This is a genomic window from Rhodococcus sp. MH15 (genome assembly GCF_019266045.1).
Classification (GTDB): Bacteria; Actinomycetota; Actinomycetes; order Mycobacteriales; family Mycobacteriaceae; genus Rhodococcus_F; species Rhodococcus_F qingshengii.
In genome coordinates, this window is sequence record NZ_LPNP01000060.1 from 176807 (window position 1) to 201209 (window position 24403).

A 24403-nucleotide genomic window follows, 5' to 3' on the forward strand; every position below is an offset into this window, starting at 1 on the left:
GGGTGGGCGAAGCCTCCACCCCATGACACTGGGTGGGCGGAGAGCGCTGTGTCCACCGATCGGGGGACAGCGATGTCGTCCAGCACTCGGACCCGTAGGTGGACAGACCCGAAGGGATTTCGGGGCCATAGTTGTCTCATCACAGAAACACACGGTCACCGAGACCGACAAATCGAGGAGAACATGATGAGCACCAACACAATTCGACCTGAAGCACTTTCCTTCTCCGGCCTCAGCATGGCAGCTCTGGTTGCCCGCTCCGCCGGTGCGAACACGGTGAAGTCGATGACCGACACATCCGTCACGACGGCGATGATCAGCAATTCGGGTCGCGGGGCCCTGTATCTGGTCCACGCGTCCAATCCGAACGGCGACTGGGTCGTCCCGCCGGCGGACTACATCCTCCCCAACATGAACGTGAACGTTGTGGCCACGAGCAAGAACCAGAACGACTTCCCCATCGTGCTCACGTACCGCTCCGACGACGGTGGAGTGTTTGTCTTCAGTGCCACCAACTCGAAGACCAGGGCGGATGCCGGCGGTACGTACGCCCCCGACAGCCACGACGTCACGGTGACGATGACCTCGGGTTACCCGGCCATGAACGTCACGTACGTGCTTCGGTGACGCTTGCTCACTCCAACAATCCCTGCCGCATTGCAGCGGCGACGGCGGCGCCTCGATCGTTGACTCCGAGTTTCTCGTAGAGGCGCTGCACGTGGGTTTTGACGGTGGAGGGCGCAAGAAAGAGTTGTGAGGCAATGGCCGGGATGCTGGCGCCCTGCGCGATCAATCCGAGAACCTCACGTTCGCGCGCGCTGAGCGTCGGACCGGACGGTTCACTACGACGCCGAACCTCTCGTACCAATCCGGCGGCGATACTGGGCGGCAACACATCTCGTCCCGCAGCACAGTCGAGCACGGCACTCACGATCTCGGCGCGAGTGGATTCCTTCGGCAGGAATCCGGCAGCACCGGCTTGCAGGGCCTGGTACACGACAGACGATTCGTCGTGAGCGCTGAGCAGAAGCACACGCGTCGGAAGCTCGTCTCGAACGACTGCGGCGGCGACCTGAGTTCCATCCAGGTGCGGCATCCGGAAGTCGAGCAGCGCGACCTGCGGGCGTAGTTCGCGGATCATTGCGAGCGCTGCTGCGCCGTCGTCGGCCTCGCCCAGGACGTCGATGCTGTCACTGCCGGTCAGAGCCCGAACCACGCCCTCACGGAACAGTGGGTGGTCGTCGCCGACCACCACGGAAACCTTGCCGGCCAGCGGCTTCGTGCCTTCGCGCATTGCTCACTTTCTCACGCCCGTACCAGCAATGCGAGCACTTACGCCTCCCCCGATCGGGGGACATGAGATTCAACCCCGCCACGGCCCCGTCGGCGGACATACAGCAGCACTCCTTCGCGACAAGATTGATTCATCGCCGAGAACGGCAACCACACACCATCCCAGGAGCAGACATCATGCGTACCAACACCACTCGCTTCGTAGCAGTCACCGCAATCGCCCTCGCTGTCGGCGGAACCGCACTGGGAACCGCAGCGATCGCCAACGCCGGCACCATGCCCACCGACGGCCCGACGGTTGCCATGACCATCACCAACAACACCGACAACCCGATGCTGCTGGACAGCGCGTCCAACCCCTACGGACAGTGGATCAACGGCCCCCGCTCCTACCTGGCCCCGCACACCACCGAGATCGTCACCGCCTACAGCAGCGATCCCCGCGGTATCGGTGTCGACGTCACCTACAACGTCGCCGACGGCGTCCAGACGGTCATGGCTGCCAACAACTACGTCGGCAACCCCACCCTCGACGGGACTCGCATCATCGGCGACCCGACGCACGTCATCCTCACCGACTACATGGCCACCGGCTACCCCACGATGAACGCCTCCTACGACGTCTTCACGCAGAACTGAACCAAGCGTTGATGCAACCACGAACTTGATCCGCTACGGCCCACGACCCGGTATCCGCATGGATGTCGGGACGTGGTGTGCGCTGACCAGCTCAGACGCGTTCGACCAACACGCAGCGGGCGCCACTGAAGATCGTGGGCATGCACTTGTTGCAGTGGATGCACAGTGATTGGGTATCGGATTCGGCCGCGATCCGATTGATCAGATCCGGTTCTCTGAGCAGCGCCCGTGCCATGGCGACGAACTCGAACCCTTCCGCCATTGCGGTATCCATGCCCGCTTTGTCCGTGACACCCCCGAGCAGCACGAGCGGCAACTTCACCGCAGCACGAATCTGCCGAGCCTCTTCCAGCATGAACAACGGCTTGTACGGATAGGTATGCAACATGCTCTTCCCCACCAACTGCACACCGAGTCGAACAGGTTGCGGCATCGCGGCGGCGAACTCGCGGATCGGCGCATCGCCCTTGAACAGGTACATCGGGTTGAGCAGTGAACTGCCCATCGTCAACTCGAGCGCGTCGACGCTTCCGGATGCTTCGAGCCACTGCGCCACCTGGATTGCTTCGTCCACCCAGAATCCGCCTGGCACACCGTCGTCCATGTTCAGCTTGGCCAAGATCGCGATCTTGTCACCGACGGCATCGCGCACACTGCGTGCAGTTTCGAGTACGACGCGAGCCCGGTTCTCCAGCGATCCGCCGTAGGAGTCCTTACGACGGTTGAGTTTCGGGCTCAGGAACGAGCTCGCGAAATAGTTGTGACCGAAGTGGATCTCGACGGCGTCGAATCCTGCCTCGACGGCAAGTCGCGCAGCGCTCCCGTGCGCCGCCGCAATTCTGGTGATGTCCGCTGTCGTGGCAGTGCGAATCATCCTCATGCTCAACGGATTGAACGAACTCGACGGTGCCAGCGCGGGCAGTCCGGTCGACTTCTGATTCGCCACGGGACCGGCATGGCCGAGCTGCGCCGACGCAGCAGCACCTTCGGCGTGAATGGCATCGGTGAGCCGCCGAAGCCCGGGGAGGGCATCGGGCCGCATCCAGAGCTGGCCGTATTCGGTGCGCCCTTCCGGTGCGACGGCGCAATACGCGACGGTGGACATCCCGACTCCGCCGGCGGCTGGGCGACGATGGAACTCGATCAGCTCGTCGGTGACCAGGGCGTCGGGAGTTTCGCCTTCGAATGTCGCGGACTTGATGATTCGATTTCGAAGGGTCACCGGGCCGAGCTTCGCCGGGGCGAGCACGTCGGGAGCAGTGGTCATCGAGTTTGCCTCTCGCGGGAGTTGTTTGCAGGACGGTAGATCGATGGCCCCGAGCCGGCTAGGGCCCGTGCCACGGAGCGGGAAACGGCTTCAGCCCGGCCGAGGAGGCCGGGCTGAAGTCGTCATTGCCGTTCAGACGCGTCCGAAGTACGCATCCTTGAGCACTGCCAGGTCGTCGATGTCCTTGGCATCGGCGTCGAGAACCACCTTGCCGATGTCGAGGACCGTGACATGATCGGCGACGCTCATCGCGGCCTCGACTGCCTGCTCGACCAGTAGAACAGCCAGGCCGGTTTCCTTGAGTTGTTGGACGCGGTCCATCACCTCACCGACGATCACGGGAGCGAGACCGCCCGAAGGTTCGTCGAGAAGGAGCAACCTAGGCTGCGCCATCAGCGCTGCGCCGATCGCGAGCATCTGCTGCTGACCGCCCGACATGGAACCGGCGGGAAGCGAACGCTTCTCCCCCAGGATCGGGAACATCTCGTACAAAAATTCGACGGATTCCATAAGCTCGCCGCGCTTTGCCTTGCGGGTGTACCCGCCCAGCAGGAGGTTCTGCTCGACGGTCTGCTTGTGGAAGACCCGCTTGCCCTCCTGCACGTACGCCATCCCCTGTCGTACCCGTTTGTGCGCGGGGACTCCGGTGATGTCGGCGCCGTCCATCTCGACGGTTCCGGAGGCCACCTTGTTGAGGCCGGACAGGGCACGGAGCGTGCTCGTCTTGCCTGCGCCGTTGCGTCCGAGCAGGGCGGTCACCTGACCGGGATAGACGTCGAACGAGACATCCCAGACGACGCGCAGATCGCCGTACCCGGTCTGCAAGTTTCGGACCTTCAGAATCGGTTCCATCACTTCACCTCACTGGTCTGATGGTCTACCGCGCCGATTTCTTCGAGAAGTGCTTCTTCGTCACCGGACTTGACTCCGAGGTACTCGCTCAAGACGCGTGGGTGATGTTCGATGGTTGCCGCATCGCCGGTGGCGATCACCTGCCCTTGCGCCAGCACGACTATCTCGTCGGCCAGCGAGAGGACGAGGCGGAAGTTGTGCTCCACCAACACCACTGTCGCCCCGGCATCTCGCAGTACCCGGATCAGATCTGCCAGGCGTTCGAGTTCGTCCTCGTCGAGTCCGGATGCCACCTCGTCGAAGAGGACGACCCTCGGTTCGGCGATGACGGCGCGAGCAACCTCGAGCATGCGACGCATCCCCAGGGGCAGCGACGTCGCGATCTCGTTGCGCAAGTGCGACATCCCCACGAGTTCGAGGACACGCTCGGCCTCGACGATGTCGGCCTTCGCGATCCTGCGGAAGCTGGGCAGGCGAAGCACAGCCGACGCCATCGACGCTCGGTGCACCGAATAACGTCCGGATGCAACAGCTTCCAGAACCGTGATGTTTTCCGGAATCGTCGGAGTTTGGAACGTGCGCGCCACACCCACGCGCGCCACCTTGTGCGGCGACGACTGCGAGACCACCGTGTCACCGATCGTGATCACGCCCGCATCTGCGGTGTAGAAGCCGCAGATCATGTTGAGCATGGTCGTCTTACCCGAACCGTTGGGCCCGATCAACGCGGTGACCTTACCGGCCTCTGCGGTCAGGGTTGCCGCATTGAGCGCCTGGTTGCCACCGAACGCTTTGGACACTCCGTCGACCACCAACCGTGCTCCGTTGATCGGCGCCAGTTCCGGTGTCCCACCGCTGTTTTCCTTTGCAGTGACTACGCCCAGGCCGGCCTTGCGATCGAGTTTCGAGACGATCGCTCGCCCGACCTTGGTCAAACCCCCGGAGAGAAGCACACCGCCGATGATCAGGAAGCCGCCGTAGAAGATCAGCGAATACTCCTGGAACGCCGTCGACTGGTTGGGACCGAGCTGCATGATCGCGGCACCGACCACGGCGCCGTACACACTTGCCGCACCGCCGAGGATCGACGCCGCCAGAACTGCTGTGGCAAAGGTGAACCCGAAGGCTTCCGGCGAGATGAACAGGTCGGTGTTGGCGAACAGCGCACCCGCCAGACCGGCGGGGAACGCACCGATGGCATAACCGAGCAGCTTCATCCGGAACACCGATACACCCTGCGACGACGCCAGAACCGGCGACTGCTTGAGCGTGCGGAACGCGATGCCGTGCCGCGAGACCACCAGGTTACGCATCACCGCGAACCAGAGCACGGTCACGACGACGACCACCATGTAGTACTGCTGGGTGTCGAGTTCGGAACCGAAGAACGTCGGCGGCTCCATACCGGTGAGGCCGTTTCGGCCGCCGGTCTTGCCACCGAAGATCGCCAGTACGTCCGGTACCAGCAGAACCAGGAAGAACGACGTCATCGCCAGGGACCAGTTGCCCAGGCGCAGACCGGGAACACCGGTCAGGATTCCGACCGCCAGTGCCACTGCTCCGGAGGCAGCAAGCTGAAGCAGAATGTCGGTGTGACCTGCCTGGGACATCAGACCCGCGGTGTAGGCACCGGCCGCGTACATCGCTGCCTGGCCGAGTGCCAGTTCACCGGCAAAGCCGAGGCTCAAGTTCAGGCCACTGACCACAAGTGCCAGGATGCAGGCCAATTGAATCTGACGTGATGTCGACAGGTCGAGTCCCATCACGGGCAGCAGCAGGATCACCACGGCCAGGACGAGTGGGATGATCCAGCTCGGTAGGGAACGGAAAGTCCGCCACGCACTTACCATCTCACACCACCCGTTCTCGGACATTGCCGAACAGTCCAGCCGGTTTGACCATCAAGATGACGATCAGCACCGTGAAGACGGCGATATTGCTGTACTGACTTCCCGCCCACAGGGCGGTGAACGATTCCACCAGGCCGACGGTCAGACCGCCGATCAAAGCGCCAGGCAGAGAGCCGAACCCGCCGATCGCCAACGCCACGAATCCCTTGAGGGCCAACGCTGCACCCAACGTCGCAACTGCAAACGTCTTGGGGCCGACGAAGAGTCCGAGGACACCGGCCAAGGCACCCGAGAAGGCAAACGCTCCCAGTGCCAACCGTCGTACGTTGACTCCTCGCAGCATCGCCGCTTCACGATCCTCGGAGATGCCGATCAGAGCCAGACCCGTCATCGTTTTCTTCGAGACGTAACTCAACCCGACGACCAGTGCGATCGCCGCAACCAGCAGAGCGATCTCGACCGGGTAGGTACGGCCGCCGAGCAGGGTGATCGGTTCGTTCGATCCGAAGAACGGAACCGTGAGAGGTTCACTACCCCAGATCAATTGAGTGGCGCCGTTGAGCAGAGTTGCGACACCCAACGTCGTGACCAACTGGTTCTGGTGATCGGCCACCGGTCTGATCGCGACGATCTCCTCGACCGAGGCGAGGAGCATCACGGTCACGGTAGCCATGACGGCCACCACGAGAACGGGGAGTTTCAGGGTCACCAGACCCGTGTAGGCGACAAAGGTGCCCACCATCATCAGCTGAGCTTGAGCGAAGTTGAATGTGTTGGAGGAAACGAAAACGATGTTGTACCCGATGGCAACCAGCACGTAAACCGCGCCGAGCGCCAATCCGGACCACAGAATGGTCATGACGCAGCCGGGTTTCCGAACTGACCGTTGAGGATCTTCGTCGGGCTGATGAACTTCAGCTCGCTGGTGTCCGGGTTCGGGCCGTGGTTGTCGGAGCTGAAGTTGTAGCGCGAGAGGAATGCGGTCTTGGCATTCTCCTGGACCTCAGTGGTTTCCAGTGCTTCGGCGAGCTTCTTCGGATCGGTCGAACTGCCGACCTTCTCCGCTGCCGCCGCGACGAGGGGGAATGCGTCGTAGTTGTCCGCGAGGATCAGCGTCGACGGGATGGAGCCCAGCGAAGCCATCGTGTCCACCATCGTGTTGACGAGTGCGTTGTTCGGATCGAACACCGTGCTGCTGAACACCTGCGTCACCAGGTTCTTCACCTGCGGGGTGCCGAGCACACCGGCGGGCGGATCATTGGCGATGAGGTTGGTGGCAGACACCGAGGTGTTTCCGACCAGCGGCACGTCCCAGCCGAGTCGCTCGAGGCTTTGCAACACGTATCCGAGAGGAGCGCCGTACGCATCCAAGGCGATTGCCGCGGCGCCCGAATTCTTGAGCGACTGCAACTGCGCCGTCATGTCCAAAGCGGCGGCGTCGTACTCCTCGTTACCGGCGGCCTTCAGACCTGCGGATTGCAAAGCACTGGTCATTTCTTCGCCGAACAGCTCACCGTAAGCGGTGCTGCCGTGCAAGACTCCGACGCTGCTGTAACCCTTGGACTTCGCGTACTCGGAAATTCCGCGAGCGGTATCGGTCGCACCCGGAGCCAGATCGAAGTTGAGCGGGAACTTCGAGGGGTCCGTCGAATCGGGAGAGGGAGCCATGCTCATCGAGAGAATGTTGTTCTGCTTGAGGATCGGCAGAACCGCAGCCGCGATCGACGACGGACCCGAGTTCAGGTAGAGGTCAGGCTTGTTCCCCGAATTGATGGCTTCGCGCAGCTTGGTGACGGCGATGGTTGCGTCACCCGCGTCGTCCACCGTAGTGAGCTCGATCTGACGGCCACCGATCCCCCCGGCTTCGTTCTGGACCTGAACGCCCGCCTTGGTGGCGAGCAGCGAGGTCTGCGAATTAGCCGCGAGGACTCCCTGTGCACTGATCCCGCCGGTCAGCAGCACACGGTAGGGCGAGTCCGCACCTCCGTCGGACTCCGAAGAACCACTGCACCCTGCAAGAGCCAGAGCCGTCACGGCAACTGCCGCAACAAGAATGGGCCGACGATTCATGTCTGCACTCCTAGAACACATGTATGCACCGAACGTCAGGCGAATACCTGACGAAAGAATGATCGGCCGGTGGACGTGCCTGATTTCGAGCACCAGCCAACCAAGCACCCGCTTGATGATCTAGCAAGCAGTTGCTTGGGATGGAGCATAGAATGTGATCTGGATAACGTCAAACGCTGAAAAGTGGAGTCATGGAAGCGGACGCTATGCACATTGAGGCGGCGTCGACAGATCTCTTCCCGCTGGGTGGAAACGCCGAAACGGCTCCACGCCCTGGCGGATTCGACGAAATGAATCCGACAGGGCGTGGAGCCGTTTGTGTAAAGGTCCGACTATCGCTGGTTGCGGGGCTTCCAGACCACCAACGCGTTGTTGCGCGGAATCGGCACGAGATCCCGGCGATAGCCCGCATGGACTTTCGCGATCTCCTCGGCCAATTCGCGGACGCGATGCTGCAGAGCCTCGACCTGGTTGGTCAGTTCGATGATTCGTTTGATTCCGGCAAGGTTGACTCCCTCGTCCTGCGAAAGCCGTTGTACTTCACGAAGAAGCGCAACATCGCGCGGGGAGTAGCGTCGTCCGCCACCGGTGGTTCGATGCGGGGTGACCAACCCGAGTCGGTCGTAGTTACGCAAAGTCTGCGCGTGCATTCCGGCCAACTCGGCTGCCACCGAGATCACGAAGATCTGAGCGTCAGGATCGACCGTCGCATCCCATTGATTCTGCGGTCGCTCTGTCATCATGCACCGGCCCACCCGGCCCGTGGATCGAACCCGCTCGCCTTCTCGGCTTCGAGATAGGTTTTCAGCGCTTCGATCGCCGGGTCGTCCAACTTCTGCGGAACGGATACCTTGACCGTGACCAGAAGGTCACCGGCACCGTCCGGCCGCTTGGGGATACCGCGTCCGCGAACTCGCAGAATGCGTCCGTCCACCGTTCCAGCCGGAACCTTCACTCCGACACGGCCTTCCAAAGTCGGCACGGACAGTGTCGTTCCCAGCACCAGCTCGCCGTAGCTCACCGGAACCGTCAGTGTCAGGTCGTCGCCGTTGCGTCCGAAGACACTGTCCGGCTTGACGCGGATGTTGACGAACAGGTCGCCGGCCGGAGCGCCGCGGAGTCCCGCTTCGCCCTTGCCCTTGAGTCTGATCTTCTGACCGTCGCTCACACCGGCAGGCACGCGAACCGTGATGGTCCGTGTGCGATTGGTGACTCCGCTACCGTGGCAGTCTTCACACGGCGAGTCGATGATCGAGCCGGTTCCCCGGCAATCGTCACACGGCTCACTGAATCCGAAGGCGCCCTGGTTCCGGCTGACCACGCCGGTTCCGTTGCAATGTGGGCACACTCGCGGGCTGGTGCCTGGCTTTGCGCCGCTGCCGTGACACGTGGTGCACGACGTAGGGCTGGTCAGACGAAGAGGGACGGTGACACCGAGCGCTGCTTCACGAAAGGCGAGCGTCGTCTCGGTCTCGAGATCCTTGCCTCGACGCGGGCGGTTGGGCGCAGCTGTTCGCTGGCCCGCTCCCCCGCGGTTGAACAATCCGCCGAAGATGTCTCCGAGACCCGAGTCCTGCCCACCGGCCCCGCCGCCGAACAGGTCGTTGATGTCGAAACCACCAGCGCCGGGGTTGAATCCGCCGCCGCCCTGCGCGCGGGGGCCGAAGCCGCCGCTGGCAAAGAGGCGCCGAGCCTCGTCGTACTCCTTGCGCTTGTCCGGATCAGACAGAACGGCATGAGCTTCACTGACGGACTTGAAACGCTCTTCGGCCTTCGCATCGTCAGGGTTGGCGTCGGGATGAAGATCCCGAGCCAGCTTGCGATACGCCTTCTTGATTTCGTCGGCCGTCGCGGTGGACGAGACGCCCAGCTCCTTGTAGAAGTCCTTCTCGATCCACTCCCGTTGACTCACTGGGCGTCTCCTCCTCTCACTCTTACTTCGCTTCTTGTTCCGAACCGTCTGCAGGCTTGTCGCCTACCCGGTCCGTCACGGCCACCATTGCGGTCCGAAGGACCCGGTCGCCGAGCTTGTATCCCTTGCGCATGACCGTCCCGAGTACCGGGTCGTGGCCTTCGCCTTCATGTTGCACCGCTTCGTGGAGTGCGGGATCGAAATCGTCACCCTCGCTACCGAAGTCGGTCAAACCCAGACCCGTCAGAGTCGTGTTGAGTTTGTCTGCGAGTGCACGCAGTGGACCCGATTCGAGGTCACCGTGTGCCCGAGCGCGATCCAGGTCGTCGAGAATTCCGATGAGCTCGGTGATGACCGAAGCCCGCGCGGTTTCCTTGATGACCTGCTTGTCACGCTCGACGCGACGACGGTAGTTGGTGAACTCCGCCTGAAGTCGCTGCAGATCCGCAGTCCGTTCGGCGAGCTGATCGGTGGCGGATGCTTCCTCCACGATCGACTCTGCTTCCTGAACTACCCCTGTGTCTTCCGAGTCGAGCGGCGGCAGGGATTCCCCCGCCGCCTCTCCCTGTGCACCGGTCTCGGGGTCGACCGGGTTGTTCTCGGGGTTGTCCGAGGTCACTTCTTGTCCGAGTCGGTGGGCTCGTCGACAACCTCGGCGTCGACGACGTCGTCGTCATTGCCTGCGCCGTCGGTGTTTCCGGCCTCGTTTGCAGCGGAAGCCTCGTAGATGGCCTGGCCCAGAGCCTGCGACTCGGTGCCCAGCTTCTCCACTGCGGTCTTCACTGCAGCGATGTCGGTGCCTGCCAGGGCGTCGTTGACGTCCTTGACCGCTGCCTCGACCTTGGTCAGGATCTCCTCGGAGACCTTGCCCGCGTTCTCACCTTCACGCTGCTCCTTGACGAACTTCTCCGTCTGGTGGACCAGCGACTCGGCCTGGTTGCGAACCTCTGCCTCTTCGCGACGGGCCTTGTCTTCCTCGGCGTGAGCCTCGGCATCCTTGACCATGCGCTCGATCTCTTCCTTGGACAGACCGGAGCCGTCCTGGATCTTGATCGTGTTTTCCTTGCCGGTGCCCTTGTCCTTCGCCGTCACGTGCACGATGCCGTTGGCGTCGATGTCGAAGGTGACCTCGATCTGCGGAACGCCACGCGGGGCGGGCGGCAGATCGGTGAGCTCGAAGGAGCCGAGCAGCTTGTTGTGCGAAGCGATTTCGCGCTCACCCTGGAAGACCTGGATCTGCACCGAAGGCTGGTTGTCGTCAGCGGTGGTGAAGGTCTCGGAACGCTTCGTGGGGATCGTGGTGTTGCGCTCGATGAGCTTGGTCATCACGCCACCCTTGGTTTCGATGCCGAGGGAAAGCGGCGTGACGTCGAGGAGCAGAACGTCCTTGACCTCACCCTTGAGCACACCGGCCTGGAGTGCGGCGCCGACGGCGACGACCTCGTCCGGGTTGACGCCCTTGTTGGGCTCACGGCCACCGGTCAGTTCACGAACCAGATCGGAGACGGCCGGCATACGGGTGGAGCCACCGACGAGCACGACATGGTCGATGTCCTTGACGGCGATTCCGCTGTCCTTGATCACTGCCTGGAACGGCGCACGAGTGCGATCGAGCAGGTCCGAGGTGATCTTCTGGAACTCGCTGCGGGTGAGCTGCTCGTCCAGGAAGAGCGGGTTCTTGTCCGCGTCGACCGTGATGTACGGGAGGTTGATGGAGGTGCTCTGCGAGCTGGAGAGCTCGATCTTCGCCTTCTCCGCAGCCTCACGCAGACGCTGCAGGGCCATCTTGTCCTTGGTCAGATCGATGCCGTTCTGAGCCTTGAACTTGTCGACCAGCCAAGCGACGACGCGCTCGTCCCAGTCGTCGCCACCGAGGTGGTTGTCACCGGAGGTTGCGCGAACCTCGACGACACCGTCGCCGATTTCGAGCAGGGAGACGTCGAAGGTGCCGCCACCGAGGTCGAAGACCAGAATGGTCTGCTCGGTGTCACCCTTGTCGAGTCCGTATGCCAGTGCAGCCGCGGTGGGCTCGTTGACGATACGAAGGACGTTGAGGCCGGCGATCTGGCCGGCTTCCTTGGTTGCCTGACGCTGTGCGTCCTCGAAGTACGCGGGGACGGTGATGACGGCGTCGGTGATGTCTTCGCCGAGGTAAGCCTCCGCGTCACGCTTGAGCTTCATGAGCGTGCGGGCGCTGATTTCCTGCGGCGTGTACTTCTTGCCGTCGATTTCCACGTTCCAGTCAGTGCCGATGTGGCGCTTGACGGAGCGGAGGGTGCGGTCGACGTTCGTGACTGCCTGGTTCTTCGCGGGCTGACCGACGAGAACCTCGCCGTTCTTGGCAAATGCGACCACCGAGGGGGTGGTACGTGAGCCTTCGGCGTTGGCGACCACTACGGGCTCGCCGCCCTCCAGCACTGCAACTACCGAGTTGGTCGTACCGAGATCGATACCGACTGCACGAGCCATAGTGTTCCTACCTTTCGTTCTGCGGTTCTCTGCCCGAGTGGTTGATCTCGAACATGACCGCGAGTTTTTCGCTTGGTGAGCGTCCTCCGCTCAAGTTTGCCTCCGACCGTGGCCGGGAGTCAACTTGAAGTTGAGCCGAGGGCGCTCAAGCTTGTCGAAATGGTCAACTACAGCCCACGTAGATTTGTTCCCGCCTTCCCCGAAAAGCCGGAAAAGTGCGCCACATCACTTCCGTATCTCTCCGAATGGCTACGATCGGCCGGTGACCGATCCCGACAATTCTCCCGCGCGACCTCCTCGCCCGTCACCTCCACGCCCGGCACCCGAGCGACCCGACGTCTCGGTTCGGCCGCTCCGACCTGCAGCGAGCGACGAGACACCCAAAGCCGTGACATTGTCTACCTCTGCCTGGATCGGCTCGTTCGTCGTCCTGGCCGGAATCGCCGGAGTGGTAGTCACCAGCCTCGACGACGTCCGGTCGGCTCTCGAAGAATCGACTGCGCGCGACAATCCCGGATACTCGTCCACCGACATCTCCGATGCCGTGACCGTCGTACTCGCGGGCAGCGGCGGCGGCGCTCTCGTCCTGGTCCTGCTCGCACTCATGAGCCTTCAACTCCTCCGCGCACGCAAGAACGCCGGGCGGGTGATGACGGCGATCGTGGGAGTCGTGAGCATCGCGGCCGGACTCGGCTTCATGTCTCTGGTCGACGGCGCAGCAGACATCGGCGCCGGAGTTCTGAGATGGGGCCCGATTCTCTACTGCGCCCTGGTCGCGGTGGCGGCGATCGCTCCGTTCGCTCCCGGTGTCAGCACCTGGCTGCGGGGACGCCGATGAAGGTTCACGTACAACTGGACTCCGCGCCGGGCGCGGGCGCTGCTCGTAGCCGTGAACTCGCGGAGACCGGCGCCGGTGGCCTGTTCACGTTCGAGGGACCACACGACGTGTTCTTCCCGCTCGTCGAAGCAGCATCGGCCGTCGACCTCGACCTGATGACCAACGTCGCCATCGCATTCCCCCGCAGTCCCATGCATCTGGCGCATTCGGCCAACGACCTGCAGTTGCTCAGTCGCGGCCACTTTCGACTGGGTCTCGGATCGCAGATCAAACCGCACATCGAAAAACGCTACAGCGCAACGTGGTCGCGTCCGGCGGCCCGCATGAAGGAGACGGTCGCAGCGGTCAAGGCGATCTTCACTGCGTGGGAGAACACCTCGACGCTGAACTTCCGCGGCGAGTTCTTCACCCACACGTTGATGCCTCCGACGTTCGATCCCGGCCCCAACCCCTATGGGCCGCCGCCCATCCTGATGGGTGCGCTCGGACCGGTGATGACCAGGACGGCTGCCGAGGTGGCCGACGGACTACTGGTCATGCCGTTCCACACGCAACGTCATTTCCTCGAACGAACACTTCCGGCCGTCGATGCCGGTCTTCGCGAATCCGGCCGCACCCGAGACGAATTCACGATCATCCCGCAAGTCATCGTCGGCGTCGGCCGCGGCGACGATCAACTTGCCGCGGCCGCCAGAGGCGTCCGAGCCCTGCTCTCGTTCTACGGTTCGACGCCCGCATACCGTCCGGTGCTCGACGTCGAAGGGTGGGGCGAGGTCCAACCGGAACTCAATGCCCTGTCGAAGCGAGGTGGCTACACCGAGATGGCGTCGCTGATCACCGATCCGATGCTGACCACACTCGCCGTCGTCGGCACTCCCGAAGAGTGCGCCACCGAGATTCGGCGGCGGTTCGGCGAACATGCCGACGAAGTGTGCTGCTATTTCCCCGGTTACGACGTAGAACCGTCAGACGTGGCGTCGATGATCTCGTCTCTCACCTGAACCCGGTCGAACTTCTTGATCAGGCCCCCAAGGTACGGGCCAGCTCGGTCAACGACTCCCGGGCAGCACGCAGGCTCGCGTCACCCTGCTCGATCAGAGGTGCCATCGCCGGAATACGTTGCGCCAAAGTCAGTTCCGCGGTGATGACGGAGACATCCATTCCCATCGACACCCCGAGCACCTGAACGAGTGGCGGGACGGTGTGATCGTTGGCCTCGTTTCCCGAGCCCGGCGCATAGGTGTTTCCGCGGCTGGAGACGATCACCACCGGCTTAGCTGCCAGAGGCTGAGTACGCGTGTCGAAAGGCACCGTAGTCCCCAGGACGTGTACGTAGTCGATCCACGCCTTCAACGTGGACGGGATCGACCAGTTGTACATCGGCGCACCGATCACGACGACGTCTGCAGCGGTAAGTTGCTCGATGACCCGAGCCTGGAGTGCTTCCGCTGCGGGATCCGGAATCTCGCCCTCGACTCGCAAGCGTGGTGCATAGTGCAGGGCCGCGTCCGCGAGGTGCGGCAAGGGATCCCGGTGCAGGTCCAACGTCACCGTCGTGTGATCCGGGCTGTTCTTCGACCACTGCTGAGCGAACAGTGCGGTCAGATCACGTGAGGTCGAGTGGTGGAGTTCGGCGGACGAATCGATGAGAAGTAGCTGTGGCATCCCTCATCACTACCAGAGCGCGCTCAACTCTTCTCCGCGGCTAGATCGGATTCCGCCGCGTACTGCGCCAGCAGGACTCGTTCGCGCTCGCGACGCGGATAGAAGAACGTCACCACCGCGGCACCGGCACACACGATGATGATCGCCGCGATGTAGGCGTTTGTATCCCCGTCCAGGAAGGCGTTTTTGGCGGCGGTCATGATTTGCTCCGCGTATTGCGGGTAGCGATCCGCCAGAACTTCGGCGCTGGAGAAGGATTTGGTGAGCGCGGCCTGAGTTTCGGGAGTCACTTCGGATGCGTTCGGCGAGGACGAGATCGCATTTCCCAACGATTTTGCGTACCCGGCCGTGAGTATTCCGCCGAGAATCGACTGCATGATGGCGCCGCCCAGGTCGCGTTGCAGGTCCGAGGTTCCCGACGCCATACCAGCGCGGTGCACGGGAACGGATCCGGTCAGCGAACGCGATGCCGGTGTGCCGGCCAGACCGACGCCGATGCCGACAAGCGCATAGGCCAGCGCGACCTGCCAATACTGTGTGCTTTCGTTCCACAGGAACAGCGCGACGAACAACCCGAGAACCACGAACAGGTAGCCGGCGAGCAGCGTGACGCGGGCGCCGTACCTTTCGATCATGGTCGCCGAGCGCGGCGCAACGATCACCATCGCCAGCGCAGCCGGAATGATCGCCGCACCGGCTGCCAGCGTCGAGTACCCGAGGACGTTCTGCAGGAACTGCTGGCCGATGAACATCGCGCCCATGAGCGAACCGAACACGACCAACCCACCCACCGCCGCGACCCAGAAGGTCGGGCGCGCAGCTACGTGAAGATCGAACAGCGGATTGACCGCGCGTCGCTGTTGCAGGAAGAACCCGATACCCGCGACAACTGCTATCGCCCCGAGCACCAGAGCCAACGTGCCCGAACCCTTCACCGGCGCAAAGTTGATGGACAATACCAGCGCCCCGATGAAGACGATCGACACTATGCCGCCGAGGTGATCGACTCGCTCGGTCGTCTCGTTGACGTGAGCGGGAACCAACACCAGGGAACAGATCAGTGCCACAAGGGCCAAGGGAAGGGTGACGAAGAAGACCGAACCCCAGTGAAACTGCTCGAGCAGCGCCCCCGAGACGATCGGACCGAGTGCTGAAATCGCGCCACCGATTGCCGACCACATGGCAATCGCCTTGGTTCGTGCCGGTCCGGCCCACAACGCCGTGATGATTGCCAGCGTGGTCGGGAACGCCAGACCTGCCGAGACGCCTCCGACTATCCGAGCGAGGAACAGCACTTCGAAGTTCCCGGCGAATCCCGCCACGATCGACGCCGGAATGGACAGCGCCATGCCGGTGACCAGCAACATCTTGCGGCCGTATCGGTCTCCCAAGGCCCCCAGGTAGAGCACCGTTCCGGCCAGGCCCAGCGAGTAGCCGACCGCGATCAGGTTCAGTTGCGTCTGACTGGCGTCGAAAGCCCGCCCGATATCGGGCAAAGCGACATTCGCGACCGAGAGATTGAGGTTCGCGACCGCAGCGACCAGGATGAGCGTCCCCAGGACGAGGGTGGCTCGATCCGGTGAAGCGGACTTGATGTCACTCGCCATGCGCGTGCTCCCATCGAGGTGGGACCCGAACCTGGGAGTTATGTCCGGATCATCCCGAACTCAAGATAGAACCCTCGTCCGGCGCTCGCATAGTGAACGGGTCCCTATTCGGGCACAATTTCAGCCAGGACGCCCTCGGCGCTGCGGGCGGCGACCAGGCAGGCGCGCGAGGTGAACCTGTCGAAGAGCGGATGTCTGGACAACTCGCGCCATCTGCGGACAGCCGCCGTGGCCCGCGCACGCTGCACCTCCGGCGATTCTTCCGGTTCGCAGCCCAACCGGTCACTTGCCCGGATTCCGTAGCCGCCGATCAGTCTTTGCAGTTGTGCCAGGTCGTCGGGTGGCAGATCCGTGTGTACCGAACGAAGACGCCCGAGCAGGCGAAGTTCGTGAAAGCCGTGAACATCGGCAAGCAACCGTTGCGCCTCCGCCGCGATCTGATCGCCTTCCTCGCTCGGATCGGCTTCGAGGATTCTTCCCAGCGTCACCAGCGCCGTGTGCGATTTGAGCTGATCTGCCCGCTGCCCGAATTGAACGTCGATCACCTGACGCAGTTCGTCCAGGCCGCTGCGCTCCAACAATTCGGCCGCCAGGGACGGTGAATCAGTGGCCCCCAACTTGATCGACGTCACGGCGAGGCGAATTCCGAAGAGCCCGAACCGATCGGCCAATTGCGCCCGCATGGCCGCATCGACCGGCAGCGGACTGTCCTGCCTGGCAAAGCGATCCGCGGAGAGGAGCGCAAGGCTCAGATCCTCGGCCGGAACCTGCGCGAGCGCCGAGAAGGCCGCGAACTCGCTCTGCCTCATCGTCCGAGCAGCGAGCGCGAGCAGACCTGCCACCGGAACCACCGACTGGCACAGGCCGGTTCGCTCCAACTCCTCGGCAAATCGCGCCGCGACGTCCTTCGCCGAAGACAACGCGTCGAGCCTGCCTGCGCCGACCTCATCGGCACGCGAGAGAACTCCGATCACTCCGAGTGGCCCGGATTCTCCGCCCACGTGATCCGCGATCTTCCCGAGGAACTGCATGTCACTGGCGTTGAGAGCCCGCAGGAGGTAGACCACTGCATCCGCGCCCGGTGCCTCACCGTCGGGAACGAGCATGTCCCAGGTGCGGGCCGAGACCTCGGTCGAGAGCGACGAGGTGCCCGGTGTGTCGATGATCGTCGTACGAGCCAATGCCGAAGACGGCCAGTCGACGTCGATGCGGTCCACCGAGTCTGCGGTGTACTCGCCCAGATCGAACGTGAGCCTGCCGTCGCGGCGCGTCACCGGCACGTTGAACTTGGCACCGTTCTCGGCCGTCGCGGTCACCTGCGGCGTCGTCCCGTTCCGATACCAGGTGACGACGCGTGTGCATTCCGTCGCGTCGGTAGGCGCTATATCCTGTCCGACAAGCGAATTGAGCAGCGTCGACTTACCCGCTTTGAGGGAGCCGGCGAGCGCCACCCGGAGTGGCTCGTCGAGCCTGGCCGCACATTCTTCCAACTGGGCGCGCGTCTGCGGCTGATCGGCGTAGGCACGTCTGGCGTGGTCGATCAGGGCGTGTGCCGACTCCACTGCGGTCACGGTGGTCGTGGCATTCATGCGTTGGTCACCTTTGCCGAGGCAGGAGCGGGAGTTTCGCCGATCAGCGTTCCGGCAACGGCGTCGAGCTCCGCGACGACGCGCATGTCGGTCTCCAGACGCTTGATCCGAGCGGCATGTTCACTCGACTCCAACTGCGCGGCTTCCTGAGTGGCGCGGAGGGATTCGTTGATCGAGCGCAGCGCCTGCTCGGCGATGTCGGTGAAGTGATCACGCAACAGCCGCTGCACCAGGCGTAGGCGATCCTTCGACTCCTTGCCCACCTGGAAGCTGACGTCGTCGGCAAACCGTCGGATAGCCGCTTTCGCCTCAGCGCGACGCTTGAGCACCTGAGCCTGCTTGTCTTCACGATAAGCCTTAGTGCCCAGCAGAACCCCGGCGCCGATGGAGATCGGGTTGACCAGAGCCATGCCCATCATCGTGGTGATCAAGCCGAACATGAGCACGCCGCCGTACGAGCCGCGCATGCCGACCAGGACTTTCTGAGTGATGCCGATTCGGCCGGATTCGAGGTCCGCCAATGCACCGACCGGTTCCAGGAAACCGTCGGTGTCGGCGACGTCGAGATGCGGGAGCGCGACGTCACCGGTCTCCGCAAAGTGCTGCGCCACAACTTCTGCCAGCCACTGTGCGCGATCATGCGCCCACACGAAGTTGTCACCGATCGCGGTGGCGATCTCCTGTTCGAGCCACTCCCCCACGACGTCCCAGTCCTTACCGGGATCGCCTTCGTCGACCGTCTCCTCGGCCTGGCGGGTCACCCGGCGCAACCGGTCCCGGAGGTCGTGATCGATGTCGGCGGCGAGGTCTGCGATGCCGTCACCGAGGCTCTGCTGCCACAGTGAGGTCTTCTTGTGCAGTTCCTCGGCCGCTGCCCGGGCACGCTGCAGTCCCGCGACCGCTGCCTGAGCGGTCGACGGATCCTTCAGCGCCGCAAGCTCACTGCCCATCTCCAACGTCAGATGCGCTGCCGCAGAACGCACATCCATCGCAACTGCGCGTCGAGTATTCGATTCGGCACGCGCAACGACGTTGTCCCGCAAGAACTGATAGAGGTCCAAGAATCCGGATTCCGCTTCGAGTTCCTTGTCCCCCAGCCTCAGCGCGTGCGAGCGCAGTACCGAGGAGATCGGAATGAGCGGCAGATCCAACCCGGCACGCTGGAGATGTCCGCGATCGGCGTCGAGGATCTGCCGCCAGTGCGGGTACAGATCGGTCTTGCTGATCAGCCCGGCTACCGCAGGACACAGATTGACGACCTGGCGGATGAATCCCAGCTCCGGTTCGGTGAACTCCTGGCTGGAGTCCGACAGAACCAACACTGCATCGGCCGCAGTGATCAATCCCAATGTTCCTGCAGCATGAGGATTTCCATGACCGCCGACACCAGGGGTGTCGATCAGAACCAAACCGTCGGCCAACAGCGGACTGGGAACACCCACTTCCACACGCAGAACCTCACGCCCTTCGGCGCGAGGCGTGGCCGGGGTGATCCCCATCAGTTCCTCGAGCGGGAGGGGCACCCGAATGGGCGCCGCACCCGGATCGGCGAGAATCAGTTCGGCGACCGCGGTCTCCGCGTACTGAACTACCGTCGCCACGGCCGTGGTCTCGTCGTCACCGACCGAGCACACGTCGATGCCTAGCAGAGAATTGACGAACTGGCTCTTGCCCTGCTTGAGGGGTCCGACCACCACGATGCGAATACGCGGGTCGTTGACTCTCACCTGAGCGTTCTCGAGTCGGCGCACCAGATCCGTGCGCCCGAAATCCTTCGCCACGACGGCTGTTCGTTCGAGCAACGACGCCGTCGACGACGCGACGCGCGCCTTCCGGCTGCTTACCTGACTCGCTGAATCACTCATGAGCTACGTTGACCCGCAATTCTTCCCGACTCGAATATCCGGCCCTGCGAACGCATAGCGCACGCAGGGCCGGATTTGTTACATCAGGTCATTTTGACCGATTTCAGTTCCTGCGTCAGCAGATCAGGGATGCAGGTGATCGACAACCGCAACCGGGTCGATGTGATCGACCGGCGCTGCAACCGAATCCTCGGCGAAGAGCGAGTGTTCGGTATCGGCGCTCAGACCCGAAGTGGAACCCGAACCGAAAGCATCGGTCGCATCGATCGACGACCACGGGTTCAGCGCACCGGTCAACGAACTCGTCAGGTCGGACACTCCGCTCACTGCTCCACCGAGGGATCCGCCCAGGTCAGCGACTCCACCGCCGCCAACGGTACCGCCGCCGTCGACTGTGCCACCGGCAGCTGCGGCTGCGTCGGCTCCGATCGAACCGGTCACGTCGGTGACTGCTCCGACAGCCCCGCCGAGCGATCCACCGAGATCGGTGACGCCGTTCAGTGCGCCGCCGAGCGACCCACCCAAACCAGCCGCAGCGTTCGTGGCCGCGTCGAGACCTGCTGTTGCGTCGAGACCTGCTGTTGCGTCCAGCGCGCCGCCCACAGTTGCTCCGAGGTCGCCGGTCACACCGCCGAGGTTCAGGCCTTCTGCCGCGATGCTTCCGAGGTCGACGGAAGGCAGTTCAGCGGAGATCGGGCCGAGGTTCACAGCGCCGAGGTCGACGGAGGGCAAGTCGGCACCGATCGAACCGGTGTCGATTCCGCCGAGGTTCAGTGCCGTGTCCAGCGCTCCACCGAGTGCACCTTCGGCACCGAGAACGCTGTCGAGAGAGCCCCCCAGCCCGAGGCCCGCGCCCAGCGCACCGTCCAGCGCGCCGGTCAGGTCCGTGCCCACGGAACCGACAGCACCCAAGCCGCCTGCACCTGCGAGGGCGGTGTCGAGAGCCGCAGCGACACCGGCTGCCAAGCCTGCTTCACCGCCCAGACCGAGTGCACCACCGAGGTCGATTCCGGTAAGTCCGCCTGCGCCCAGCGCTGCGTCGAGAGCGCCGCCGAGACCGCCCGCGAGCCCGGCATCGACGCCGAGTGCCGAACCGAGAACACCCTCGAGGGCCGTCGACAGATTCGCGCCTCCGGCCAGAGCTGCCGCGAGGTCTGCGCCGAGACCGCCTTCGAGGTCGAGTGCTCCCCCGAGCAGTCCACCGAGTGCGCCACCCAGGTCGGCTCCGACCGTTCCCCCGGCACCGAGGGCGCCGGAGAGTGCCGCGCTGAGCTGCGCGCCGAGGTCTGCTCCGCCGCCGAGTACGGCGTCGAGGTCGAGTCCGCCGCCGAGACCCAGTGCTGCGTCGAGTGCGCCGCCCAATGCAGTTTCCAGACCGCCGCCGACGCCGAGTGCTCCGCCGAGGGCGCCACTCAGGGCAGCACCGAGATCGAGGCCGCCCGCGATATCGGTGAGAACGCTGACATCCGTGATCGCGCCGAGGACGCCGCCGAGCGATGCACCCAGATCGGCGCCGATCGTGCCGCCGGCTCCCAGGACGCCCGAGAGCGCGCCGGACAATGCCGTGCTGAGGTCGCCTGTCAGAGCGCCGGCAAGATCCAGGCCGCCGCCGAGTGCAAGAGCGGATTCCAGTGCGCCGGTCAGGCTCGTGCCCAGTTCGCCGCCGATGTCAAGGAGACCGCTGAGGTCTGCTGCGCCGCCGAGGAGTCCACCGAGAGCCAGGCCGAGATCGGCTCCGAGGTCACCACCGATGGCGAATACGGGTGCGAGAGCTCCGCTGAGCCCTGCCGTCAGGTCGAGTCCGCCGACTGCGCCGATCGCGGCGTCGAGGGCTGCTCCCAGCTCCGCAGTCAGGCCGCCGGTCACACCGAGGGCGCCGCCCAGAGCCGCGCTGAGCTGTGCGCCCAGATCGAGAGCTCCTTCGAGATCGAGTGCGCCGCCCAAACCGAGACCGGCTTCGATCACAGCGCCGAAGGCTGCGCCGAGTTCGGCACTGATCTCGCCACCGATGGCAAGCGCAGCGCTGAGGGCTGCTGCGAAGTCGCCGACCAGGTCGAACTGGCCGCCGAGGGCGCCTCCGACTCCGATTCCTGCACCGGCGCCGAGACCCAGGCTGCCGCCGAGGCCACCACCGAGACCACCGGTGAGTCCACCACCGAGACCACCGCCGAGTCCGAGACCACCGCCGATTGCACCGGCAGCGGACGCACCGGCGTTGACGATCGCGGACAGGTCGGCGCCACCACCGGCAAAGAGTCCGGACTCGGCCACCAGCGGAGCGACCGCGACGATGTCGGCGGGGCTGACGTCGCACAGACCGGCAGCATCGAGTGCCGCGGTCGGGTTGGCGCAGTAGTTGGCAGCTGCCTCGTCGTCACGAAGTAGCCCGAGGATGAATTCGAGTACGGCGTTCGTTGCCATGGCGGGTTCTCCTGAAGTTCGTTGACCGGGTTGTTGCCGGTGGGTAGTTGCCGGTGGTCCGGAAACTGGTGCGCTGCCAGAGGTAGCGAGTGGAATCAACGCTAAGAACTTTTGCGACTGGGGCCAACGGGGAGCACCCCCCTCTTCTCCAGGGACAGGTGGGGAAGCCCCCCATTGGGCTACGCCCGGTCGGAATAGGGGATTTGCCCCGATTAGGGGATCGGTCCCCTACTTCGTCGCGACGCCTCCGATCCGGTAACGATCTAGGTCCTGAAACCGACATCGCAGACAACCGCGACAGTCCTTCTGTCGCCCACGACCAGGGGAGTTCGTTCATGGCGGCAGGGCTCGGCATCAGCATCGGTTCGGCCACTCTCGTAGCTGTCACCGACGGCTCGACCGGTGAAACGCAACAGGTCCGCTTACCCAGTGCGCTGCAATTGGACGACGGATCCGTCATCACCGGATTTGTCGAGCGCGTCGGAGACCCGATTCCGATACTTGCGGCCGACGGTACCGAGTACCGCGGCGAGGCTCTCGCGGCGACAGCGGTCGGCGCACTGGTAGACCAGGCAGGCGGTAACGAAGGGCCAACTGTCGTCCTGGCTCACCCGGTGGGGTGGAACCGCCACACGGCACGCACCATGGAGTCCGCTCTGGACCACGTCGGAATTCACGGGGCGACTCTCGTCGCCGAACCCGCAGCCGTCATGGCGTGGCTCGCCGCTTCCGGAACTGTCGTCAGCGACGGTCTGACCGTCGTCTACGACCTCGGTGCTCGCTCGCTCGACGTCACGATGATGTCCACGACCGACGGACGAAGCGAGATCTTCGGTAAGCCGCTGCGCAGCGAGGACATCGGCGGCGACGAATTCGATCACCTCGTCACCGTTCACCTGCTCGATGCGGTTTCCGACCAGTTCGCAACCCTTGATCCCTTTGCACCCGAGACGATTGCAGCGCTGGAAACTCTGCGCGAGCATGCCCGCGCAGCCAAGGAGGAACTTTCCACCGAGACGGAAACCGTTGCCCGCGTGGCGCTTCCCGGTGCCGTCAGCGACGTTCGACTCGTTCGTTCCGAACTCGAAGATCTGATCCGGCCCGCCCTCACCGAATCGGTGGCATTGGTTCGCGAAAGCCTGCGATCTGCCGGCGTCGAGTCCAGTGACGTCAATCAGGTTGTCCTGGCCGGCGGAAGCTCGTCCATTCCCCTTGTCGCCGAACTACTGTCCGCGGAGCTTCGTGTCCCGGTGATCGCCGACGCCGATCCAGCGTCGTGCGCGGCGTCCGGCGCCGCGGCCCTCGCACTCGACGCCAGAGACTCGCAAGTACCGGCCGCCGCCACTGCAGTGATTCCCGCCGAGCCGTCTCGCAAGCCCGCACCAGTTCCCGCCTTCTCCACTCCGTTGCTTGCCGAGCCGACCGAAGAAGAGAACACGGCGACTCGACGCTCGTCGAGGGTCGGCGTCGTTGCTGCAGTGGTGGGAGCATTCATCGTGCTCGCCGCAGGCGGGCTCGGAATCGGAACTGCCATGGACAAGATCAACGTTCCGTCCAGTTCGGCGAACACCACCAGCGAGTCCACCTCCTCGACCGCTTCGACCACCGCGGGCTCTACTCCCGGCAGCACCACGGCAGCGGAAGCGGCAGGCACCGGATCCACGACTGCGAACAACGGCACTCAAAGCAATCAGCCCGGTTCTCCTGCTGCCGCAGGCGGCTCGACGACGGCGCCGGGGGCAGTTCCGGTTGCCGGCGCACCGGCGGGATCCTCGCCCGCACCGGGCGAGACCGCTCCGTCGGCGCCTGCACCTGCCGCACCCGGCGCCCCGGCGCCCGCACCTGCTCCCGCCCCGGCACCAGCACCCGCGCCTGGAGCCGGCGTCGGGACCGGTGTCGGTGACGCTGCGACCGGCATCGGAAACGGAGTCGGCGGTCTGGTCGACGGTGTCGGCAACGGAGTCGGCGGCGTGGTCGGAGGTCTCGGTAACGTCGTCGGTGGTGTCGGAAACGTGGTCGGTGGTGTCGTCGGCGGCGTCACCGCACCGATCCGCTGACCGGCGGTC

The 24403-nt window shown here is 64.0% G+C and carries 20 protein-coding genes; 5 read left to right on the forward strand and 15 right to left on the reverse strand.

The window, feature by feature from the left end; translation table 11 throughout:
• The first annotated feature begins 186 nt into the window (after positions 1 to 186).
• Entirely contained in the window at positions 187 to 627 is a 441-nt protein-coding gene (locus ATN37_RS07520; RefSeq protein ID WP_039972735.1) for a hypothetical protein, read from the forward strand.
• A 7-nt stretch (positions 628 to 634) separates the two neighbouring features.
• On the opposite strand, the gene ATN37_RS07525 is transcribed toward ATN37_RS07520, so the two are convergent.
• The gene (locus tag ATN37_RS07525) at positions 635 to 1294 is read right to left on the reverse strand and encodes a response regulator transcription factor (protein ID WP_218694960.1); all 660 of its coding nucleotides are present in this window, start codon (positions 1292 to 1294) and stop codon (positions 635 to 637) included.
• 176 nt (positions 1295 to 1470) lie between these two features.
• Between ATN37_RS07525 and ATN37_RS07530 the strand changes: the two genes are divergently transcribed.
• Positions 1471 to 1932 (forward strand): hypothetical protein, encoded by a 462-nt coding sequence (locus tag ATN37_RS07530; protein WP_007726708.1) that lies wholly within the window; start codon positions 1471 to 1473, stop codon positions 1930 to 1932.
• Positions 1933 to 2023: 91 nt separating this feature from the next.
• On the opposite strand, the gene ATN37_RS07535 is transcribed toward ATN37_RS07530, so the two are convergent.
• From ATN37_RS07535 to dnaK, 9 genes are all read right to left on the reverse strand, one after another.
• Positions 2024 to 3199 carry an NADH:flavin oxidoreductase gene (locus tag ATN37_RS07535; RefSeq protein WP_218694961.1) on the reverse strand — a complete coding sequence of 392 codons (1176 nt, stop codon included), beginning with the start codon at positions 3197 to 3199 and terminating at the stop codon, positions 2024 to 2026.
• Positions 3200 to 3331: 132 nt separating this feature from the next.
• Positions 3332 to 4051, reverse strand: coding sequence for an ABC transporter ATP-binding protein (locus ATN37_RS07540; protein ID WP_218694962.1), 720 nt, complete (start codon positions 4049 to 4051; stop codon positions 3332 to 3334).
• Positions 4051 to 5901 (reverse strand): ATP-binding cassette domain-containing protein, encoded by a 1851-nt coding sequence (locus ATN37_RS07545; RefSeq protein WP_003944379.1) that lies wholly within the window; start codon positions 5899 to 5901, stop codon positions 4051 to 4053. The genes ATN37_RS07540 and ATN37_RS07545 overlap by 1 nt, the downstream gene beginning before the upstream one ends.
• Before the next feature lies 1 nt (position 5902).
• Positions 5903 to 6760 (reverse strand): branched-chain amino acid ABC transporter permease, encoded by an 858-nt coding sequence (locus ATN37_RS07550; protein ID WP_007726703.1) that lies wholly within the window; start codon positions 6758 to 6760, stop codon positions 5903 to 5905.
• The gene (locus ATN37_RS07555) at positions 6757 to 7971 is read right to left on the reverse strand and encodes an ABC transporter substrate-binding protein (protein ID WP_007726702.1); all 1215 of its coding nucleotides are present in this window, start codon (positions 7969 to 7971) and stop codon (positions 6757 to 6759) included. The genes ATN37_RS07550 and ATN37_RS07555 overlap by 4 nt, the downstream gene beginning before the upstream one ends.
• 332 nt (positions 7972 to 8303) lie before the next feature.
• Complete coding sequence (locus ATN37_RS07560) at positions 8304 to 8714, reverse strand: heat shock protein transcriptional repressor HspR (RefSeq protein WP_003944355.1); 411 nt, start codon at positions 8712 to 8714, stop codon at positions 8304 to 8306.
• On the reverse strand, positions 8711 to 9883 hold the full coding sequence (dnaJ, locus tag ATN37_RS07565; RefSeq protein WP_003944329.1) for a molecular chaperone DnaJ: 1173 nt from the start codon (positions 9881 to 9883) through the stop codon (positions 8711 to 8713). Before dnaJ ends, ATN37_RS07560 begins: the two co-directional genes overlap by 4 nt.
• A gap of 22 nt (positions 9884 to 9905) precedes the next feature.
• The gene (gene grpE / locus ATN37_RS07570; RefSeq protein WP_003944430.1) at positions 9906 to 10502 is read right to left on the reverse strand and encodes a nucleotide exchange factor GrpE; all 597 of its coding nucleotides are present in this window, start codon (positions 10500 to 10502) and stop codon (positions 9906 to 9908) included.
• Positions 10499 to 12352, reverse strand: a complete 1854-nt coding sequence (gene dnaK, locus ATN37_RS07575) for a molecular chaperone DnaK (RefSeq protein WP_003944365.1) — start codon at positions 12350 to 12352, stop codon at positions 10499 to 10501. The genes grpE and dnaK overlap by 4 nt, the downstream gene beginning before the upstream one ends.
• A gap of 262 nt (positions 12353 to 12614) precedes the next feature.
• Between dnaK and ATN37_RS07580 the strand changes: the two genes are divergently transcribed.
• Together ATN37_RS07580 and ATN37_RS07585 are read left to right on the forward strand one after the other, a co-directional pair.
• Positions 12615 to 13190: a hypothetical protein gene (locus ATN37_RS07580; RefSeq protein ID WP_039972689.1), complete on the forward strand. Its 576-nt coding sequence runs from the start codon at positions 12615 to 12617 to the stop codon at positions 13188 to 13190.
• Positions 13187 to 14191 (forward strand): TIGR03617 family F420-dependent LLM class oxidoreductase, encoded by a 1005-nt coding sequence (locus tag ATN37_RS07585; protein ID WP_042452226.1) that lies wholly within the window; start codon positions 13187 to 13189, stop codon positions 14189 to 14191. The genes ATN37_RS07580 and ATN37_RS07585 overlap by 4 nt, the downstream gene beginning before the upstream one ends.
• A 19-nt stretch (positions 14192 to 14210) precedes the next feature.
• Here the strand turns inward: ATN37_RS07585 and ATN37_RS07590 are convergent, their stop codons facing one another.
• The 5 genes from ATN37_RS07590 to ATN37_RS07610 form a co-directional block, all read right to left on the reverse strand.
• Positions 14211 to 14855 (reverse strand): FMN-dependent NADH-azoreductase, encoded by a 645-nt coding sequence (locus ATN37_RS07590; RefSeq protein WP_054187124.1) that lies wholly within the window; start codon positions 14853 to 14855, stop codon positions 14211 to 14213.
• Positions 14856 to 14878: 23 nt separating this feature from the next.
• The gene (locus ATN37_RS07595; protein WP_218694965.1) at positions 14879 to 16462 is read right to left on the reverse strand and encodes an MFS transporter; all 1584 of its coding nucleotides are present in this window, start codon (positions 16460 to 16462) and stop codon (positions 14879 to 14881) included.
• 104 nt (positions 16463 to 16566) lie between these two features.
• Complete coding sequence (locus ATN37_RS07600) at positions 16567 to 18051, reverse strand: dynamin family protein (protein ID WP_054187122.1); 1485 nt, start codon at positions 18049 to 18051, stop codon at positions 16567 to 16569.
• The gene (locus tag ATN37_RS07605) at positions 18048 to 19916 is read right to left on the reverse strand and encodes a dynamin family protein (protein ID WP_007726689.1); all 1869 of its coding nucleotides are present in this window, start codon (positions 19914 to 19916) and stop codon (positions 18048 to 18050) included. The genes ATN37_RS07600 and ATN37_RS07605 overlap by 4 nt, the downstream gene beginning before the upstream one ends.
• Positions 19917 to 20039: 123 nt before the next feature.
• Positions 20040 to 22337: an IniB N-terminal domain-containing protein gene (locus ATN37_RS07610; protein WP_007726688.1), complete on the reverse strand. Its 2298-nt coding sequence runs from the start codon at positions 22335 to 22337 to the stop codon at positions 20040 to 20042.
• A 335-nt stretch (positions 22338 to 22672) separates the two neighbouring features.
• On the opposite strand from ATN37_RS07610, the gene ATN37_RS07615 reads away from it, so the two are divergent.
• A complete protein-coding gene (locus ATN37_RS07615; RefSeq protein ID WP_218694967.1) occupies positions 22673 to 24394 on the forward strand; it encodes an Hsp70 family protein in 1722 nt (573 codons plus the stop codon).
• Positions 24395 to 24403: the final 9 nt, after the last annotated feature.